6 protein-coding genes are annotated in these 22,516 nt (G+C 47.4%); 2 read left to right on the forward strand and 4 right to left on the reverse strand.

Going from position 1 to position 22,516, the window contains the following annotated elements:
• Nucleotides 1-136: 136 nt before the first annotated feature.
• Complete coding sequence (soxR, locus tag EOS98_RS20990; protein ID WP_000412686.1) at nt 137-595, reverse strand: redox-sensitive transcriptional activator SoxR; 459 nt, start codon at nt 593-595, stop codon at nt 137-139.
• Between the two features lie 86 nt (nt 596-681).
• Between soxR and soxS the strand changes: the two genes are divergently transcribed.
• Complete coding sequence (soxS, locus tag EOS98_RS20995; RefSeq protein WP_000019483.1) at nt 682-1,005, forward strand: superoxide response transcriptional regulator SoxS; 324 nt, start codon at nt 682-684, stop codon at nt 1,003-1,005.
• On the opposite strand, the gene EOS98_RS21000 is transcribed toward soxS, so the two are convergent.
• Nucleotides 993-2,594, reverse strand: a complete 1,602-nt coding sequence (locus EOS98_RS21000) for an EAL domain-containing protein (protein ID WP_023200696.1) — start codon at nt 2,592-2,594, stop codon at nt 993-995. The two genes, soxS and EOS98_RS21000, sit on opposite strands and share 13 nt — an antisense overlap.
• Nucleotides 2,595-3,155: 561 nt before the next feature.
• On the opposite strand from EOS98_RS21000, the gene EOS98_RS21005 reads away from it, so the two are divergent.
• On the forward strand, nt 3,156-3,437 hold the full coding sequence (locus EOS98_RS21005; RefSeq protein ID WP_000719058.1) for a YjcB family protein: 282 nt from the start codon (nt 3,156-3,158) through the stop codon (nt 3,435-3,437).
• Nucleotides 3,438-3,714: 277 nt separating this feature from the next.
• Here the strand turns inward: EOS98_RS21005 and siiF are convergent, their stop codons facing one another.
• Nucleotides 3,715-5,781 (reverse strand): SPI-4 type I secretion system protein SiiF, encoded by a 2,067-nt coding sequence (gene siiF, locus EOS98_RS21010; protein ID WP_000358575.1) that lies wholly within the window; start codon nt 5,779-5,781, stop codon nt 3,715-3,717.
• A 39-nt stretch (nt 5,782-5,820) separates the two neighbouring features.
• The gene (gene siiE, locus EOS98_RS21015; protein WP_126524357.1) at nt 5,821-22,506 is read right to left on the reverse strand and encodes a non-fimbrial adhesin SiiE; all 16,686 of its coding nucleotides are present in this window, start codon (nt 22,504-22,506) and stop codon (nt 5,821-5,823) included.
• Between the last annotated feature and the right edge of the window lie 10 nt (nt 22,507-22,516).

Below are 22,516 nucleotides of genomic sequence, written 5' to 3' on the forward strand. Positions count from 1 at the left end.
ATGAGGGGTGTTGACGTCGGGGGAAACCCTCCTGTAATCAGCGGGATAGAGCGAAAGACAAAGACCGGAAACAAACTAAAGCGCCCTTAGCGGCGCTTTAGTTTTAGGTGAACTCAGCCCGATGGCCGAGTGCATGTTAATCATCTTCAAGCAGCCGGGCACCCGTCCCGTGTTCGCCGAGCCTGTCGCCTGGATTTCGCAGCGGACAGTCGCTACGCGATAAACAGCCGCAGCCGATACAACCGTCCAGCTCATCGCGCAACGCCACCAGCGTATGAATACGTCGGTCTAACTCTTCGCGCCACTGCGAGGAGAGCTGCTTCCACTCTTTCGCGCTTAACGTATGTCCTTCCGGCAAGATACCAAACGCGTCGCCGATAGTTGCCAGCGGGATGCCGATACGCTGGGCGATCTTGATAATCGCGACATAACGCAACACGTCACGCTTGTATCGCCGTTGGTTACCGCTATTACGGATACTGGTAATTAGCCCTTTGCTTTCATAGAAGTGCAGGGCGGACACAGCAACACCGCTACGTTTCGCAACTTCCCCCGGCGTCAGTAAGGCTTTTAAACGGGGAGATTTTTTTTCCATAAATCGCTTTACCTCAAGTTAACTTGAGGAATTATACTCGCCCGCAGACAAAACGACGAATCGAATACTGTTTAAGAGGCAACAATATGTCGCATCAGCAGATAATTCAGACCCTTATCGAATGGATTGATGAACATATCGACCAACCGCTAAACATTGATGTGGTGGCAAAAAAATCGGGCTACTCCAAGTGGTATTTGCAGCGGATGTTTCGTACGGTAACGCATCAAACATTAGGCGAGTATATTCGCCAGCGCCGTCTCCTGTTGGCGGCCGTTGAGCTACGAACGACCGAGCGCCCGATTTTTGATATCGCGATGGACCTGGGCTATGTATCGCAGCAAACCTTCTCGCGTGTATTCCGCCGCGAGTTCGATCGCACTCCCAGCGATTACCGTCACCGCCTGTAGGGCGTCTGCCCGCGTATCGTCAGAGGCGCGGGCGTTTGTTGTAGCCAGGCGATGAATTCCTGCGGTGGTAACGCCTTCGCAAAGTGCCATCCCTGACAATACTGCACGCCGCGTTTTAGCAACCAGCTAACCTGTTCAGCCGTTTCAACCCCCTCCGCAATGATTTTTAGCCGCAAACTTTGCGCCATTTCAATAATATGTTCCACAATCAAATGGCTGGCGCTATTAGTGGTTAGCGTGTCGACAAAAGATTTATCAATTTTTAAAAGGTCGACATTTAATGAGTACAGGTTATGCAAGTTCGAATAGCCGGTACCAAAGTCATCAATTGCCACCTCGTATCCCGCCTGGCGAAACGCCTGAATAATCGGCGTCATTTTAGGCACATCAATAAATCCGCGCTCAGTCACTTCAACCTTTATCTGTTGCGCAAGCACTGAATGCTGACGCGTTTTTTCATGAATCATCACAATTAGTCGGGAAGAGAGAAAATCGGCGGCAGAGAGATTGATAGAGACATAAAGATGCGGGTGCGCGGCCAGAAAACCACCTAAATCATTAAATACCTCTTCGACGACATAATCGGTGATCTGCTCAATCATCCCCTCTTTTTCCGCCAGCGGAATAAATTCGCACGGGCTCATCACCGGACCGTGATAGCCCGGCCAACGCAATAGCGCTTCGGCACCTACACATGTCCCGTTTCGGATATCAATGATCGGCTGATAATGAAGGCAAAGCTGGTGCCTGGTAATGGCCCGTTGCAGCAATCGACGCGGTGAGTAATATGCCTGCCGGGATCGTGACCACATAAATAAGACGATAATGCTACAGATGATCCCTAACGGTAGCGTTAACGTAAGCTGATGAAAGAGGTTCTGGTAAAAGCGTTGCTTTGAGGTTGACACAATCGCGGCAACCGGTCGTTTTGCTGATTTAACCAGAGTATAAAAACGCTCACCCTGTTGGAACACAGGTTCACTCCGTCGTACCAAAGGTAATAGCTGATCAGCCTGCGCCTGTTCACTCAGGGAGAAAAAGGTGTTGGTCACCGTATCATACATTCCCCAGGCCAACGCCGGATCGTCTGACATCACCTCGCTATAAGATAAGGGATTGATAACCGCGACATAGTTTCCCCTCTGCATATATGTCATTTTATAACCGTTGAAAAAAGGCGTATCACGATAGTAATAAATAGCGATGTCAGGCTTTCGTTTATAGTCAGCGCGGGGAATAAAATAAGGACTTGTTGGCGTCATAACCGTAGAGCATAGAAAACGCTGGCCCTTAGCATAAATCAACTCATTAATGTACAAACGACCGCGGATAATATTCAGCATTCGCTGTTGATGGGCTGGCGTACAGGCTTGCCCCTGATATTGTTCAGCGGCATCGCGGGCTAAATTCGCTTGCAGGATAACCCGCTCCGTTTTATCTAATACCAACTGCGCAAATGAATGTAACTGATTTCTGGTTTCAGAGACTGCCCGGATATGAGCAAACCAGATCGCCAGCAATACAGGAAGTAACACCACAATGATCGTTCCGAGAAATCTCAACACCTTGCGTCGTGTGCTTTGACTCATTTTCAGCCTATTTCCCTGCATTATTTGTGACTATTGTTGGCAAAATAAGACGTGAACCAAATGGAGGTTTACGGTGCATGAATTTATCAATATTAGCAACAGACTTTTACCGATCAACATTTATCATTAATAACTACGCGCAATCTCTTTCGCATACCAGGCAGGACGCTAAATATTTTTGATAATATCAGATTTATACTCAAGTAAACGATGGGGTATACATCTTTACTCCTTTCTTTTGATAAATAACTTGATATTTTTATCAGGTCTGAATTTCACGAAAAAAATAAAAGAGTAGTAATAATACATCTTTGCTTTCCGGCAGTTTCTCTACGGACGCGTAGAAGTCACACAAAAAATACGGTTATAAAACGCACAAAAAATACATTGCCGATCTGGCGAACAAGCTGGTTTTTGTGATATAGTTCACAAAAACAATGAAACAGAAACAATGTTTCATTCGATGTTGATGTGACGTCCGTCGATAGCCAGAATATCCCATGCTTCCCGGGAGCAACGCCGCGCTGTCCTGGACAAAGGTCTATTCAGAGGAAATGTTTCATGGCTGCCATAACCACTGGTGTCGTTCTTCTCCGCTGGCAACTGTTGAGCGCCGTGCTCATGTTTTTAGCCAGCACGCTCAATATCCGTTTCCGTAAATCAGATTATATTGGTCTGGCGGTGATCAGTAGCGGTCTGGGCGTGGTATCCGCCTGCTGGTTTGCCACCGGCTTACTCGGTATTACCATGATGGATCTCGCTGCGATCTGGCATAACATTGAAGCCGTAATGGTCGAAACGATGAGCCAGACCCCGCCAGAATGGCCGATGGTGCTGACCTGATACGCTATCGCTGCCGCTGAAGCCGCCCACCGGTTATCTCAACGCGGAATCGCGCGCCAGGAGTAGCCTTGCGAACCATCACGTCCCTCGCATTGCCGTTGATGAGGGCCGCCAGGTGTGGTTATCCAAAAATGGCAAGTGGAATAGCCCTAACAGAATCGAGCTAAACTTATTGAAGACATTGCCGACTCGTTAAATGACAAAAAAGACCCGTTTGTGCAACGGGTCTTTTTTATTAAGCAGTACCACCTGATAACAGCGACAAGCGCTGCTTATTTTACGTTAATAATTTATCCGGAGAACAATCACGGATTATTTTTCCACCTTTCATTACCAGGACCCGGTCAAAATACTTTATCAGGTATCGACGATGCGTCACCATGATCAACGTTTTCCCATGAATAAACTCATCTAAGTTATCAAAAATTTGCTTCTCGGTATTCTCATCCAGATTTGATGTTGGTTCATCCCATAAAAAGACGCTGGCGTTACTGCTCAGACTACGTGCTAATAATAACTGCTGCTGCTGTCCGGATGACAGGTTTTTAGCCATAAAATTCACCGGAAACTTCAGCCCCATAGGATGTTGCAAGATAAAACCACAGTTCGCCAGATGAAGCGCCTTGAGTACCCGGCCCCTGTCGTTTTGCGGTTTTAACGCGAAATTACTTTCAATGGTTCCGGTGAATAAAACATCATGTGTCGTCACCACACTTAAATGCTGAGAAAAAAAGTTCTGCGATAAATGTCCTAAGTTATATCCATCATATAAGATGGCACCGTCTGTTGGCGAAAGGTAGCCAGATAGCATTCCCAGTAATGAGCTTTTTCCTGCACCGCATTCGCCTATCACTGCGACACGCTGCCCCGCAGGTATGTCTATAGACAGTCGGTTAATAATCATCGGAGATTGAGCGTCATACTGATAACTCACACCCCGAATAGAGATATCGCCATTGCACTTTGATATTGACTGTAATGCCGGTGTTTTTTCTGCCTGATCTTCATCAAAAAAAGAAAGCAGATCCTTACCGGTTTTTTCTGCTGATAAAATAGAGATTAATGTAGAAGAAAAATTCGAAATGATCCCGGAAATACGACCAGAGACAATGACAGATGAAACAATTGCGCCAGTAGTAACATCACCCTTGATTACCATAAAAAAGGCTATTACCATAATAGTTATTTGGGTAATAGATGACATACTCCCCAATATAGATTGATAGATAAGATTTAATTTCCTTATCTTCAGGTTAAGATACGACTGTTCATTTGATGTGTTGACCCAATCAAAAAGTAAACCTTGATTATTTAAGGTATGGATCATTTTAATAGATAAGAAAACTTCTGAGATAAAAATATTCCTGTTCTTCTGTCCTTCTTTTTGTTTGTTCATTAACTCATTAGTATAATGGTGGTTAACGAGGGAAATAATAATAGAGACGATAAACATGGTAACAGGGACAATAACGACCAGACCTAAATTTACATATATAACAATGAGAAATATAATAAATATTGGAATATCGGCTATACGTTGAAAGATCGAGTTTAATAAAACGGGTTTAATTTTCTGAAACTCATTCCATAGCACAAATGCTGATGACATGGATCTGCCATTTTTCTTTTTACTATAAAGGACCGCTTCAAGAAATGCGATATCAATATCGACGTCATCCTGCCTTGCTGTGATAGACTGATAAATATCTTTCGAAGTACGAAGGATAAACTCAAAAACAATAAATACAGCAACAATTATAGCCACGCCAAATAAAGATGAAACCGAAGCACTTGGAACAAGCTTATCATAGAACAGATTACTAAATACTGGGATAGTTAACGCAAAAATTGCCATAAAAAGAGATGAAAAGAAGTATTTAGTATAAAAAATCTTGTTCATTGATAAAGAGTTTTTTATGATATTTTTTACTCTTATACTATCAACAACTTTATTTAAAGGTAGTATGCTAAATGCAGATAACTCTTTTAAATATTCATCTTCAATTTCAACATAACAGAGTTCACCGCGCGCGTTTACCAACTTTATTTTTTGCCCGCCACTCACACACACCATCCACTTCATTTCTGGTGTTAATAGTAAAATCGGCATAGGCTCATTTAGTAAATCCTCACCATTATTAAATAATATATCCTGTAGAGAAAGCCCTAACGACAAAAAGAAATTCTTCATTTGTATAGAGTCGTCAGTGTTATTTCTGTCGTACTTTTTAAATCTTAAATTTATATCATCCTCTTTGATGTCAATTTTTATGTTGAATTTTTTAGACACTATAGATAATGCCGTTTCCGCACTTAAATAATAAGGTTCTAGTTTTTTATCCATAAGTAAACCCCCTCACCCAAAGGTGAGGGGCCTCCGTTATTATGCGTGTTCTTCTTGATTATCTACAGGTAGCGTAACTTCATTAACGGCGAAAACATCAATAGCGCCGTTATTGTTGTGCCCTACAGAACTCGTGGAAGGGGAATCATTAATATCATCCTCGGTCTTTCCTCTTGCATTCATTGCGTTCACAATATCCGCCGAGGAGTGATCGACTGAGAATGTTTTCTCCTTAATCAGGAAATCATCGTCCTTATCAATGAATTTCACGTCCATAGTATATTCACCATCTTCCAAAGATAGCGGAACTTCGAATATTGCTTTCTGGTTAGTTATCGGCAGAGTAAACTCTTCTCCTTCAAACATAACACTGACATTAACAATATTCTCAGGTACTGATATTTCAAAAGAAGGTGTCTGACTAATTGAACGATCTATTTCATCCCCAGAGTCAGCGTTTAACAATGTAATACTATAGGCTGTCTCCTTCACCACGCTTTCTTCCGCCGCCGACGGCACTGTACGAAGATGCGTAGCGCTTTCGGCATTCACTGTTTCAGACTCCGGTGGAGTAACCGCTGTTGCCGTGGCGTCATCGCTCGCATCGTCATGCTGGCTATCCGCTGTTACCGTCACCGTTGAGTCAACCGTCACCTCCAGCGAAGCAGATTGCAGTGAGTTCCCCGCGCGATCCACCACCGTCACGCTCAGCGTGTAGGAACCATCATTCCAGGCGGCTGGCGGCGTGAAGGTCCAGCCATCCGCGCCTTGCGTCGCCTGATAGATGTCTGTCACGCCATTATGCGTCACGTTTACAGTCACCCCGGTCACATCAGCATCAATATGCTGCAGCGTGAACTTAGGCTGGGTGTGATTGTGATTCGTCACGTTATCGCTGTGTGAAGCGCCATTGTCTTCACCTGCTGCCAGCGCAATCTCCGGCACGGTCAGCGTACTGTCGATCGTAACGGTAATGGGTAATGAGTTTTTCTGATTACCCGCGGCATCGCTTGCGATTACCGATATCGTGTAGGAACCATCAGCTAACGGTGTACCTGGCGTAAAGAACCAAACGCCATCGGCATTTTTTTCAGCATTATATACGGTCCCATTGATATCGACCTGAACGACCACAACATCGCTTTCCAGATTCCCGATAATAAAGGTAGGCTGATTATCTCGCGTAATATTATCGCCCACCGTACCACTGTCTGAGTCTGGAGATAATGAAATAACAGGAGTCTCTTTCATGATATCGAGAGGGACATCATCACTCCGGTTACCAATCGCATCCACACTCGTAATGGTAAACTTCCCTTCCGATGGATACGGAATCGCCATACTCCATTTACCATTATCAGGAACGGTTAACGTATAAGTATTCCCATTACTATCGGTTATTATTAGCTGAGATTTGGCTTCCGCCGTCCCCTGCATAATAATTAGATCGTTGACAATATCTGAATAAGTTACGACCGGAGCGTTTGGCGGCGTTCGATCAATAAATATTTCATGTACCTCTTCCTTACGGTTGCCTGCGTTATCCTCAATACTCAAAGTGATATCGTATTTCCCTTCCGGAAGCTGATCGGTCGATAACTCCCACTGCCCATTAGCCGCAACGACAGCGGTTGCCAGCGTGACCCCTGCCACGATTAATGATACCGTAGCGCCAATTTCCCCCATACCTCTCATGGTAATAGTGGAGCTATTACTCCACCAGTCCGTTTTCGATGATGATTTATTGTCATCAAGCTCGCTGGTAAATACCTGGATATGCGTATCGACCCAAATGGAATACTTTTCCTGATTTACGTTACCAGCACGGTCCGTAGATTTAACATTGATATCCAGCTGGCCTTCTGTGAAATAAAGCGGGTTCACCGGCATCTGCCAGTGGCCTTTGTCATTAGCCCAAACTTCCCCCACATTTAAGCCATTAATGATGATTTCTATTTTGCTATTGGGCTCGGCACTGCCACTAAACAATAAGTTACGTGTCGTGTCCGTTATATATATTTTGCCATCACTACCGGTCATCTCTGCTAACGTTTGTCCACCGATAGAATCAATGGCGACAGGCGTCGTATTAAAGGTATCGATAGTAAAGTTTAGCGTTTTCGAGGTAGCCGTGTTGCCTGCTTTATCGGTGATAACATAATAAATGCTATGGGAACCATCGCCCAACGGTGACTCAGGTCGATAAACTTGATTTCTGTCCGTCACCGTGATCGTATCGACTAGCACTCCATCAATGAAAATCTGAACACTCTGGTTCATTTCTCCAAAAATACTAAACGCAGGCCGGGTCTGACTCGTTATACTATCATTACTGAAAATACCGTTATCAGAACCTGCTATCATAACAGGATTATCGATAAACGTACTGGTATCTATCGTGACGAGTAAGCGAGGCGATTCTGCCGTATTACCTGCCGGGTCTTCGGCAACCACTCGGATAGAATATTCACCATCTTTTAACGCATTATCAAACTGATAGGACCAGGTTCCATCTTCAAGCACAAGCACATTTGCCACGATCTTTTCATCCACATAAATATGGATTGTGGCTCCCGCTTCTGCGGTGCCTACTAACACAGGCTTGTTGTGACTAGTAATCAGATCGTCAAGTGAACCAGAGTTGCTCGCATCTTCAAGGTTGAGCGTTGGGAAGTCGGTTGATGAATCGACATCCACGCTATAATCCTTGCTCACTTCAGTGTTGCCAGCAACGTCAGTAATGCTGAAATGAATATTAAACGTACCATCATCTTGCAGCAGTATCGGCGCGCGCCATGTGCCATCAGCCTCAACCATAACAACGTTGACTAATTTACCATCGACAAAGATGCTGACCTGAGAACCAGCCTCCCCGACACCTGAGACTGACAACGCTCGGTTATTAGAGAGGGCCGGTAATGAATCTTCATCAATATCAAAGACAGCGATTTGAGAATCGATTGTCACGGTTGTAATCGCAGACTCAACCCGGTTGCCAGCAGTATCCGTAGCAACAAATTGCACCTGATACTCGCCGTCGGCGCTATTTGCCGGCATGGTATAGCTAATATTACCTGACGAACTCGCCTCTACTGTGCCTTGTAACACACCATTAATATAAACCTGTACCGTCGCGCCGGGATCGGTCATGGCAACCAGTACCGGAGACTTATTATTGGTAATCAGATCATATTTATCACCGCTATTAGTATCCCGACTTAATGAAATATCGCTGATTTCAATCTGCGTATCATGTTCTATCAGGATATCTTTTTGTTGGCTGTTGCCCGCTTTATCTTCCGATACCACGACAAAGGCATTACTACCTTCACGCAGATCTAATTCTGCGCTCCATCGACCATCATTGCCTACCACCAGGGTAGCAATAACCCCCCCCTGCGGATTCCTGATGGTTAAAGTACTTCCGGCTTCGGCAGTACCATCGATGGTGACATGAGATTTATTGGTGATCCAGTCGCCAACTTTGCCACTGTCATCAGCTTCGCGTAATACCACGGTTAACGGCGAAATTACCGTATCCAGTATTACATTCTGCGGACCAAACTCTCTGATATTGCCAGCAACGTCTTCAACTTTAAACGTTAATTCATAATTACCGTCATTACCCAAAGCGGGTAATACTACGCCCCAGTGTCCTGCGCCTGTCGTATAAGCAATCGCTTTTTCAACGCCATTCACAAAGATAGTGATTTTGCTGTTTGGCTCACTGGTGCCGCCAATCTCCGGCGTCACCGTATTGATATATCCGCCCTCATGCATTCCAGATATATTCCATACCAGTTCAGCAACCTCGGTATCGATAGTGACATCAACGGCGGTAGAACGCAGTTCGCTATTATCGCGAGGGTTGACGATACCCACCTGGACGACATAATGGCCATCTTTCATTTCCGATAACTGGAAAGTATATCGACCCGCTGTATCCGCTGTCGCCTCGCCGACCTTCACGCCATCCACATAAATACTCACAATCGCATTAGGTAACGTGTTCCCAACCAGGGTCGGCGTTTTATTATTCGTGGTAAAGTCTCCTAAGGCGCCACTATCGCTCTCCTCGCTGAGCTTTATGGTTGGAGGCGTGACATCAATAACAGGTATTACGACAGGAAAGTCGACCTGCGACGATTCATTACCCGCTTTATCTTTGGCAACAATGCTCACAACATAGGAGCCTGGCGCTAATACTGATGGCGGCGTCCAGCTCCATTCGCCATTCGCATTGGCGTTTGCCGAGCCGACCACTTTCCCATCCCACTGAATCATAATCGTCGAGAACGCTTCGGCGAGCCCTTTGAACTCAGGACGCAGGCTGGTTGCCTCATACTGATCATCAATAGATGGATCCGAAAGGCGAATGGTGGGATCGATCGTAACCGTATCGATAGTGAATCTTTCCTGCGTTTGCGCAGTATTTCCCGCGACATCTGTTGCGACGACGTTGATGGTATACATGCCATCCGGCAGTATATTCGGCGTCACACTCCAGTTGCCATCGGCGCCAACCGTAATCGTGTGTTTTAGAACCTCCCGACCTGACTTATCGTCAACAATGGTAATCACCAGTTTCGCATTGGGCTCTGCAGTACCTTCGAATTTGGGATTTTGCTTATTCGTAAGGTTATCGCTATTGGAGCTGCCGGTATCAGACGCTGGCTCCATTCTGACACTGACGCTTGTTGTGGTATCAATGGTAAAGGGCAGCTTAGTTTCAGAAGTATTTCCGGCAATATCTCTGAAGACAACAACGGCTTCATATACGCCATCGTTTAACGCAACGGGAACCTGAAATTCCCAGAGGTTATTGCCATTTGCCGTAACCGGATAAGAAACGCCGTTAATTCTGATTACCACAGTATCAATATCGGCGGGTACATTGCCAATAACGAAACGTGGTTTAGTGACACTCGTAATATTATCAACAGCGCTTTCGCCAGTATCATCCGCGTCCAGCAAATCAATACGGGGATCAGAAACAATAGTGTCTATTGTGAATGATACCTCTTTGCTAATTTTATTACCTGCGATATCTTCAGCCACTATTTCTATTTTGTAAGTTCCATCCACTAACGGTGTATCAGGGGTAAACAGCCATTTATTACCTGCCCCCTGAGTCAGTGTGCTGGATTTCCCGTTTAAAATTACCGTCACGCTCTGCAGCGGTTCTCTGGCTGAAATTTCAAAACGTGGAGAGGTAATATTCGTAATACCATCCGTAGAATCCTTTCCGGCGTCGTCCAGCATCACGACGCTCAGGCCGTCAATCTGCGTATCCACGGTGAAGCCCAGCGTGGAATTTGCCGTATTCCCTGCCCGATCCGTCGCCTGGACATGGAGAGTATAATGACCATCAGGCAATGCGCTACCTGCAGTAAATTCCCACTGCCCGGCCGCATTTTTACTGATGGGCGTCCAGTTTACGCCATCGAAAGAAACCAGCACCGATGTCACATCATCAGGCGTTGCAATTTCAAAAGAGGGGCGGGTAGCATTGGTGACATTATCGTGATCGTTGACGCCGCTATCTGTTGTTAACGTAACACTGTCAATCTGAACCTGCGTGTCGATTTCAATCTGCAGTTCGGCCGATGTTTTGGTATTACCAGCAATATCCGTTACGGTAACAGAGATCGTATGCTGACCGTCAGACAGCGGTTGATCCGGCGTAAAGGTTAAATTCCCCCCTGTGTTTTCAATGGTGTAATCCCGACCATCAATATGAACCACAATGTGTGATACATCATTATCGACATTACCGATAATAAACACCGGTTTGTTAATCCTGGTAAGATTATCATTAGTATCATCACCAGTATCATGGGTGGGATCGAGTACAATTGTCGGCTCTCGCAGAGTCGTATCAATCGTAAACTGCAGCGTTTCTTGCGCAACGTTGCCGGCGATATCAGTCACATCAACCAAGAGAGTGTGTATCCCATCAGGTAATGCCGAACCGACATTAAATATCCAGCGACCATCCCCTCCTTTTGTGAGTTCAATCCAATTAGCGGCGTTATCGATTTTAACGCGCACATGGGTAATATCATCAGCGGTAACAATACTAAACTGCGGCTTGTCGACTTTGGTAATGTTATCTACATCGCTATCGCCGCTATCTGTAACCAACGTGACGCTTTCAATTTCAGCCGTCGTATCTATCACAACAGGTAATGGTTTCGATGTCGCGGTATTCCCTGCCTTATCTTCAACCGTAACGGTAATATTATAAGAACCATCCGGAATGGCATTGCCTGGCGTAAATTGCCAACCAGCCCCAACCTTAGTCGCGTTATAATCATGACCATCAATCGTCACCACGACTTTGATAACATCGGGGTCAACATTACCAATCGTAAAGGTGGGTCGTGAAATATTAGTGATATTATCGGCTGTATTCGCTCCGGTATCTTGTCCTGCGTCTAAAGCAATAGTCGGAACCTGTATGTTAGTATCGATATTAAATACTAAATCTTTATTCGCAATATTACCTGCCTCATCCGTGGCCTCTACGCGAAGGGTATATGTGCCGTCAACCAGAGTATTCGGGCTGTCAAAAATCCACTGTCCGTCGGCATTTTTGCGTATCACATTCCAGTTAGCGCCACCATCCAGGGTTACGCGTACCTGGATGACATCACCGGGAACGTCAATTCTGAATGACGGTTTGGCAACATTCGTTAATTGATCATTCTGCACGCCAGTATCATTAAGCAATACGATATTGTTAATGGTTGTCGTGGTATCAATACGCACCTCAAACGGCGCAGATTCTTTTACATTCCCCGCCAGATCTTCCACCACAACGGCTAACTGATATGAGCCATCAGCCCAGCTCGCAGAAGGCGTAAAGCGCCATTGACCATTGGTGAATACCGCCGCTTCCTCGTGCGTTTTACCGTTGTAAGTTACTTTGACCATCACGCGCGTAACGTCAGAATCAACCTGGCGTATGTCGAACACAGGCCGATCGTGATTGGTGAGGCGATCGCCAACAGTACCGCTATCTTCGCCAGCTGCCAGTTCAATCACCGGCGTAGTCAACGTACCGTCTATCGTCACCTTTAAAGGCGCGGATGTTTGCTGGTTGCCTGCCACATCTGTTACCGTCACGGTGAATGTGTAGCTACCGTCCGCCAAAGCAGAATCTGGTCGATAGCGCCAGCCGTCGGCTGATTCGGTGAGTACCACCGTTTTAAACGTACCGTTATGCTCAATACTCAATTCCACGTGTCGAACATCTTTATCGATACTCCCCAACACAAATACTGGCTGAGTGACGCTGGTCAGATTATCGTTCTTATTCTGTCCGGTATCCTGATCGGGCGCCAGCTCAATGGTTGGCGTCATCAACGTGATGTCGATAGTGAAATTGAGCGTCTCCGTCATCTTATTACCCGCACCGTCAGTCACTTCCACGGTCAGGGTATGCTGTCCCTCTGGCATATCCGTCGGCCAGGTGTAATCCCAAATGCCAGCCGTCGAACTCTTGATTGCGGTAACCCAGGTCGTGCCGCCGTCAATACTCAGAAGAACCTTTTCCACATCATCCGGTACCGAGATCTGGAACTGCGGACGCACATGTTTTGTCACATTATCGCCAGGGACGCCGCTATCGTTGACTAATTCAATATGATCAATGGCTATTTGCGTATCCACTGTCACCGTCAGCGGCGTAGACGGACGCGTATTTCCCGCCCGATCCTCCACTGTCACCGTCAGCGTATAATCACCGTCGCCCCACGGCGCTGGCGGTGTAAAGCTCCAGCCTCCAGCCCCCTGTGTCGCGGTAAACGAGGTTGTCGTTCCATTATGCGTGACGCTGACTGTAACGTTGATAACATCCGAATCGATATTCTGCAGAATAAAGGTCGGTCGGGTGCGATTGGTCATATCATCGCCAGGCGTACCGGTATCATCCGTGCTATCCAGCGCAATGGTCGGCGTCGACAACCGGGTGTCGATGAAAAATTCAAGCGTTTGCGTCGCCGTATTGCCCGCTCTGTCGGTGACCATGACGGTTAGGGTGTGTTTTCCATCGCCCATATCCGTTGGCCAGGTATAGCCCCAGACGCCTTCGATACCCTGCGCCGCGCTCACCCAGTTTGCGCCGCCATCAATGCTCAGTTGCACAGAATTCACATCCACCGGCACCGTGATCTCAAACTGCGGACGGGTGCTGTTAGTTAGATTGTCATCCGGCACGCCATGATCATTGACCAATGTAATATCAGTAATGCTGGTTTGCGTATCTACCGTCACTATCAGCGGCGTGGACTGACGAACGTTTCCTGCGTTATCCGTTACCTCTACCGTCAGTGTATAGCTACCGTCCGCCCAGTCAGCATCTGGCGTAAAGCGCCACTGTCCTCCAACCTGGGTTAGTGTCACTTCCTGGCTATTGCCGCCCTGTGTGATCCGCAAAATGACCGAGTGCGCATCGGCGTCAATATTGCCAATGGTAAAGCCCGGCCTTTTGACGCTCGTAATATGATCGCCAATGGCGCCTGTATCGTCCCTGCTATCCATAGTGATGGTAGGCGTTGACAGCCGGGTATCAATGGTAAAATCGAGCGTCTGCGTCGTCTTATTTCCCGCCTTATCGGTCGCTTCTACCGTCAGGGTATGTAGCCCGTCGGTCACATCTTTCGGCCAGGTGTAATCCCAGGTCCCTGCCGTGCCCTGTGTTGCACGAACCCACGTATTACCGCCGTCGATACTCAGACGTACCTCGTTGACATCCCCTGGCACCGTGACGCGGAAGTGTGGACGAACGTCATTGGTCAGGTTGTCGCCGGGAATACCGTTATCATTAACCAGTTCAATAACATCAATGGTGATTTGGGTATCGACCGTGACCGTCAGCGGCGCCGAGTATTTTACGTTACCCGCTTCATCCTCCACCCTCACCGTCAGCGTATAGTCGCCATCTGCCCATGTGCCGGTCGGTGTCACGCTCCAGATGCCGGTCGCGCCTTTGGTGGCCGTCAGCACTTCTTTCGTGCCGCCATGCTGCACCTCAACCGTGACATACCGCGCGTCTGCGTCAATATTGCCCAGTAAAAACGTCGGCTTATTCGCGTTGGTCAGGTTATCGCCTTTTGTTCCGCTATCGTCCGTGCTGTCCAGCACGATAGTCGGTTCTGACAGTAGGGTATCGATGATGAAGTCCAGTTTCTGCGTCGTCTGGTTTCCCGCCTTGTCGGTCGCCTCCACTGTCAGGGTATGTTTCCCCTCTCCCACATCAGCCAGCCAGGTATAATCCCAGACGCCCGGCGTCGCGCTCTGAGTAGCGTTGAACCACGTCTTGCCGCCGTCAATGCTCAGGCGTACCTCGTTAACATCCGTCGGTACCTTCACCTGGAAGTGCGGACGCACGTTATTAGTCAGATTATCGTCGGGAATACCGCTGTCATTGACCAGTTCAATGTTATTAATGGCGATTTGCGTGTCCACCGTCACCGTCAGCGATGCAGAATGGCTGGTGTTCCCCGCTTTATCTTCGACTGACACACTCAGGGTATAATCGCCCGCTCCCCATGATGTCGGCGGCGTAAAGGTCCATCCGCCTGTGCCTTTCGTGGCGTCAAATGTGGTGGTGACGCCGCCATGCTCTACGCTGACCGTAACGCGAACGGCATCATCATCAATATGTTGCAGGTTAAATGTCGGCTGGGTGCTATTGGTCATGTTATCGCCCTGGATGCCGGTGTCGTCCGCGCTATCCAGTACGATGACCGGCGTCGACAGCGTGGTATCAATAGTGAAGTGGAGTGTCTCCGTCACCGTATTACCCGCATTGTCAGTCGCTTTCACATTCAGCGTATAGTCGCCATCCGGCACGGTGCCCGGCCAGGTATAATTCCAGACGCCCGGCGTCGCGCTCTGTGTCGCCTTAACCCAGGTCACGCCACCGTCAATGCTCAGACTGACTTCGTTAACGTCCCCCGGTACCGTCACGCGGAACTGCGGATGGGCGTCGTTAGTCATATTGTCGCCGGGAATACCGTTATCATTAACCAGTTCAATAACATCAATGGTGATTTGGGTATCAACAGTGACCGTCAGCGACGCTGAGTGTTTTTCGTTCCCCGCCTCATCTTCCACCCTCACTGTCAGCGTATAGTCGCCATCTGCCCATGTGCCGGTCGGTGTCACGCTCCAGTTGCCGGTCGCGTCTTTGGTGGCCGTCAGCACCTCTTTCGTGCCGCCATGCTGTACCTCAACCGTGACATACCGCGCGTCTGCGTCAATATTGCCCAGTAAAAACGTCGGCTTATTTACGTTGGTCAGGTTATCGCCTTTTGTTCCGCTGTCGTCCGTGCTGTCCAGCACGATAGTCGGTTCTGACAGTAGGGTATCGATGATGAAGTCCAGTTGCTGCGTCGTTTTGTTTCCCGCCTTGTCGGTCGCCTCCACTGTCAGGGTATGCTTACCCTCTCCCACATCAGCCAGCCAGGTATAATCCCAGACGCCCGGCGTCGCGCTCTGGGTAGCGTTGAACCACGTCTTGCCGCCGTCAATGCTCAGGCGCACCACGTTGACATCCGTCGGTACCGTCACCTGGAAGTGCGGGCGCGCTTCATTGGTCAGATTATCGTTGGGAATACCGCTGTCATTGACCAGTTCAATATGGTCAATGGCGATTTGCGTATCGATGGTGACCGTCAATGGCGCTGAGTGGCGAATATTACCCGCCTCATCTTTCACCGTTACCGTCAGCGTATAGTCGCCATCAGTCCACGCGCTGCCGGGTACAAAACGCCACTGCCCGTTAGTCTGCGTCAGCTCCACCTCCTCGCTGTGACCATCGCGCATCACCTGCACGACGACCTGAGTCACGTCAGAATCAATACCGCCGATAATAAAACCCGGCGTTTTAATGTTAGTCTTATTATCGTTGGCGGTGCCGCTATCATCTGCGCTATCCAGCGTGATGGTCGGTGTCGACAATGTGGTATCAATGATAAAATTGAGCGTTTCCGTCGCCGTGTTGCCTGCAACATCGGTTGCTTTCACTGTCAGGGTATACGTATTTTCGACCAGATCTGTCGGCCATATATACTCCCAAACGCCGTCAGACGTCAGCGTTGCGTTAACCCAGTTGATGCCGCCATCAAGACTCAGTTGCACAGAGTTCACGTCCGTCGGTACCGTAATATGAAACTGTGGACGTGCTTCATTGGTCAGGTTATCCCCGACAATACCCGTGTCATTAAGAAGCTCAATGCGATCAATAGACGTTTGCGTATCGATAGTCACCGTCAGCGGCGCAGAATAATTTGTATTACCCGCCTTATCTTCTACCTTTACCGTCAGCGTATAGTCGCCATCGGTCCAGGCTGCGCCCGGCGTAAAGCGCCACACACCGCCGTTCTTAATCAACTCTATCTGTTGGTTCTTACCATCATGCGCCACCGTCACCACCACTTTGGTCACGTCGGCGTCGATATTACCGAGGGTAAAGCCTGGCATCTTAACGTTGGTGATGTTATCGCCAGCGGCGCTATCATCCGCGCTGTCCAGGGTAATCGTCGGTTCTGACAGAATGGTATCGATGGTGAAGTCCAGTTTCTGCGTCGTTTTGTTTCCCGCCTTGTCGGACGCTTCCACCATCAGGGTGTGAGGGCCGTTAGCCACATTCGTCAGCCAGGTGTAATCCCAGACGCCCGACGTCGCGCTCTGCGTGGCGTCAAACCACGTTTTGCCGCCATCAATGCTCAGTCTTACACCGTTAACATCCGCCGGTACTGTCACCTGAAAGTGCGGGCGCGCTTCATTGGTCAGATTATCGTCGGGGATACCGCTGTCGTTAACCAGTTCAATACGGTCAATGGCGATATGCGTGTCTACTGTCACCGTCAACGGCGCGGACTGCTTCACATTTCCGGCCCTATCTTCTACCTTCACCGTCAGGATATAGTCGCCGTCCGCCCAGTCGCTGGTCGGCGCAAAGCGCCACTGTCCGCCGGTCTGAACCAGTGGCACCTCCTGTTTAATGCCATTGTGCATTACCTCCACTATCACCCGGCTGACATCGGTATCAATATTGTTGAGGGTAAAGCCCGGCGTTTTAACATTGGTGATATTATCGCCCGCGATGCCGCTGTCATCTGCGCTGTCCAGCGAGAGGGTCGGCACAGACAGAGTGGTATCGATGGTGAAATCAAGTTCCTGCGTCGTCTTGTTTCCCGCCTTGTCGGTCGCCTCTACCGTCAGGGTATAGCCTCCGTCGGCCACATCATCCGGCCAGATATAATCCCAGGCGCCCGGCGTCGCGCTCTGGGTAGCGTTGAACCACGTCTTGCCGCCGTCAATGCTCAGGCGCACTACGTTGACATCCGTCGGTACCGTCACCTGGAAGTGCGGACGCACGTTATTAGTCAGATTATCGTTGGGAATACCGCTGTCATTGACCAGTTCAATGTTATTAATGGCGATTTGCGTGTCCACCGTCACCGTCAGCGATGCAGAATGGCTGGTGTTCCCCGCTTTATCTTCGACTGACACACTCAGGGTATAATCACCATCCGCCCACGCCCCTGTCGGCGTAAAGCTCCATCCGCCTGTGCCTTTCGTGGCGTCAAATGTGGTGGTGACGCCGCCATGCTCTACGCTGACCGTAACGCGAACGGCATCATCATCAATATGCTGCAGGGCAAATGTCGGCTGGGTGCTATTCGTCATGTTATCGCCCTGGATGCCGGTGTCGTCCGCGCTATCCAGTACGATGACCGGCACTGACAGCGTGGTATCCACCGCGAAATCGATGGTCTTCGTCACTGTATTGCCTGCTTTATCAGTCGCTTCCACCGTTAGCGTGTATTGACCATCTGCCAGGTCTGTCGGCCAGATATACTCCCAGCTTCCTGCCACGCCCGGAGTTGCCTGAACCCACGAATTACCACCGTCAATGCTCAGACGGACTTCATTGACATCCGTAGGTACCGTCACACGAAAGTGGGGACGGTCGTCGTTGGTCATATTATCGCCTTTCACGCCGCTATCGTTGACCAGTTCCACCCCATCAATGGCGATTTGGGTATCGATAACGACCGTCAGCGGCGTTGAGTAGTTGGTATTTCCTGCCTTATCTTCTACTTTCACCGTTAACGTGTAGCTGCCATCCGTCCACGTATTCCCTGGTGTAAATAACCAACTACCATTGAGGTGGGAAAGTTCGATCTCTTCGCTCACGCCATTGTGCATCACCTGTACGACGACCCGATGCGCATCGGCATCAACACCGGAAATAGCAAAACCTGGCTTATTGATATTGGTCAGGTTATCGCCTGTAACCCCCGTATCATCCTTAGAAAGCAGGGAAATCACCGGCGTTGATACTGTGGTATCGATAGTAAAATCGAATACCGCGCTGTTCGCTTTATTACCCGCAATGTCCTCAACCTTGACATAAACCTGATGCAAGCCTTCCGTTAAATCTGAAGTAAAGGTATAGGCCCATGAACCATCAGGTTGTTGCGTGGCAACACCGATCTGCGTATCAGACATGGCATCCCATACCTGAACACTGATAATGTCCGGATCAATATCTTTTAGGTGCAAGGTAGGTTTAACGATATTCGTTAAATTATCATCTGAAATTCCCGAATCTGAATCCGGGCTCAATGAAACTATCGGTATTGAAATAGCAGTATCGACGCTAATTAAGAAAGGATCCGAATGAGCAATGTTGCCAGCGATATCTTCAACTGAAGCGGTTATTCTATGATCGCCATCAACCAAACCTTGATCGGCTTTCAGGGTATACTCCCATCTGCCATCTTTATTTGTTCTGACCTCAGCAATCAGTGCACCATCAATATAGAGTTTAACCGTTGAATAGGGTGCAGCGGTTCCTGTCAGTGCAGGATTCTTTTCATTAATAATATGGTCTGTATTATCAACCCCCGTATCGTTGACCAACTCTATTGTTGGTTTTTGCGTTTGCGTTACGATTTGGAAATTATACGCTGATGAGGAGGCAGTATTACCGGCAATATCTTCTACCTTTACCGTTACGTCATGCGAGCCATCGGATAACGCTGTGGTAAATTGAAAATTCCATACACCATCATCGCCAGCAATAGCCTCACCACTTAACACACCGTCAACATAGATGGAAACCTTAGCATTAGCTTCAGCCATCCCGGTAAACAACGGCGTATTAATTTTAGTAATCATATCGCCTTTAACGCCAGAGTCAGCGCTATCATGCAACATAACAGTAGGGATCGGCGTAAAGCTATCAATGGTAAGCTGATAATCTACAGATGACGTTCTTCCTAAAGGATCGATGGATTCAACCGTAATCTTATAAACATTGTCAGACAGATTTCGGGAAATATCAAAATTCCAGTTACCGTCTGCATCCGCAGTCGTCACGCCTATCGTTTTACCATCAATAAGGATATTTACGGTAGCAAACCTATCCGCTGTTCCCAGTAATGTCAGAGCATTGTGTTTATTGGTAATCCAGTCGCCTTTTGCACCGGAATCATCACTGGCATCGAGTTCCGCTTTTGGAGGTACAACTTCAGTTTGAATAGTAAAAGAATATTTAACAGTAGAGGATTTATTACCGGCGGCATCCTGAGAAATGATTTCAATATCATAGGCGCCCTGAAGAAATTTATTACTAAACTGATAATTCCAGGTCCCGTTTGAATCAACCTCAATGCTGTCATATAATTTACCATCTCGCATCAATAAGATGGTAGACTTTGGCTCTGCCGTACCGACTAAAGCCGGTAAATCATTCCCTGATAAAATTATACCATTCGGTAAAACAACAAAGTCCTCCAAAGAAACCGTCGGAGGTACAGGGGCAATAGTATCAATAACGTAACTAAAGGAAAAATCCTTTTTGTTGCCAGCGACATCTTCAACAGTGAACGTAAGATTGTTAATCCCTTCCACTGAGTCGGAAGTGAAATTGAACGTCCATTCGCCCTTGTCATTCGCTTTAAAAATAACCTCTTCGCCAGTCTCACTATTTATGACACTGATAATAGCATTTGGCTCAGTTTTACCTGTAAAGGTTGGGCGAGTATTGTTAGTAACGTTATCTCCGACAATACCGCTATCATTCGTCGTTTCAATCTCAGCGCTGAAATAGCTGATACGTGTATCAATAGTAAAAGGCAGATTTGCCGTCGCTGAGGTATGCCCGGCAATATCAGTAGCTGTTGCTGTTATATTGTATTCGCCATCCTTGAGCGGCGTAGTAAGCGTATAGCTCCATGTCCCATCTTTAGCAACAATGACCTCACCAAGATGCTTAAGTCCAAGATAAATAGAGACTGTAGAACCGGGTTCCGCCACACCAATAAATGTTGGCAGGGTGCTATTTGTAATGTTGTCATTTTTAATGCCGGAATCACTACTATCATCCAGCTCAATCGTCGGCTTTTCCGGAGGAATGGTGTCGGTTATGATACTATCCGTCGTTTCGTTTTTATTACCTGCTTTATCTACAGCAACGACTTTTATACTATTTTCGCCCTCAGATAATTCATTATCCTTAAATTCATAACTCCAGTTTCCATCTTTATCGACATCAACGCTGGCAACCAGTTTATTATCTACATAAATGTCAACCTTAGCATTCTCTTCCGCCGTACCAACAATTGAAGGCGTCAAGGTCGGCGTTAAGCCCTTATGACCGGACACACTACTTTCAGGCGAAAGCTCAAATGTTGGCTTATCGGTAACGGAATCGATAGTAATGACAAGTTTGGCGCTACCGCTTCCATCAGCAGTCTTGGCCTCTGCCTCCAGATTGTATGTTCCATCAGTCAATGTTTCAGGCGCAGTGAAGGTGAAGTTACCCAAACTATCCGCTACAGCCTGACCGACAGCAATACCATTAATTTTAATAATGACCGTGGCATTGGGAGCAGTGCTACCTACAAACTGAGGTTTGGTAAAATTAGTTATACTATCATCTTTGCTACCGCTGTTACTCTCGGCCGCAAGCGCTAATGTGACTTTAAGCGGCTCTTTAACAGACTCAGCATCGAGCTTATTTTCCTCATTTTTACTGCTATTACTTTTGCCAGTACTGGTATTTTTATTAATAGGTTGAGGAAGAACTTTTTCAGCATCGTTCTGTTTAGAAGCCTGCGTTGCTTTAGCCTGTGTATTTTGCTGGGAAGCATCGCTTTGCTGAGCCAGATTGTCTTTTGCTACATTGTCAGCCAAAAAGTTCTGCAGCATTTCTTCAATTTGCTTTGACGAGTTCTGTACTTCAAACGCTTCATTGAGCGCTTTTTCTGCAGCCTCCTTAGCTTTCTCTGCTTCTTCCTTCGCCTTATCAGCTTCTTTCTTTGCGTTTTCAGCATCGTCAAGCTGCTTTTTTAATTCCTCTTCTTCCTTCTTATTTCGTCGTTTGCCATTACCTTTCTTTTCTACCTGAGCAGAATCAACCAATGAGCTGTCAATTCTCTCTAGTTGAATATCTTTTAAATCTACGCTGCCCAGAATTTTAGCGCCAGTAATAGTCTTATCTTTAAATTTAACAGCGAGGTTATTGCCTTTGATACTTGAATAAAGAGCGCCATTGACAATGATCACTGAACCACGCGGCGTGGTAATGTTCATGTCTGGCCCGGAAAGAGAAACTTTTGCGCCTTTGGCATTACCCAAAGAAGATAAATCAATTACAGAATTTTGATCGGCAAAAAACTTTTGTATGCTTTTATTTCCCATAATATTATAT

This window comes from Salmonella sp. SSDFZ69 (genome assembly GCF_004010755.1).
Taxonomy (GTDB): Bacteria; Pseudomonadota; Gammaproteobacteria; order Enterobacterales; family Enterobacteriaceae; genus Salmonella; species Salmonella enterica.

Bases quoted from the DNA above. Each gene is read 5' to 3' on its own strand.
- soxR (WP_000412686.1), bottom strand. From the start codon at position 595: ATGGAAAAAAAATCTCCCCGTTTAAAAGCCTTACTGACGCCGGGGGAA.
- soxS (WP_000019483.1), top strand. From the start codon at position 682: ATGTCGCATCAGCAGATAATTCAGACCCTTATCGAATGGATTGATGAA.
- EOS98_RS21000 (WP_023200696.1), bottom strand. From the start codon at position 2,594: ATGAGTCAAAGCACACGACGCAAGGTGTTGAGATTTCTCGGAACGATC.
- EOS98_RS21005 (WP_000719058.1), top strand. From the start codon at position 3,156: ATGGCTGCCATAACCACTGGTGTCGTTCTTCTCCGCTGGCAACTGTTG.
- siiF (WP_000358575.1), bottom strand. From the start codon at position 5,781: ATGGATAAAAAACTAGAACCTTATTATTTAAGTGCGGAAACGGCATTA.
- siiE (WP_126524357.1), bottom strand. From the start codon at position 22,506: ATGGGAAATAAAAGCATACAAAAGTTTTTTGCCGATCAAAATTCTGTA.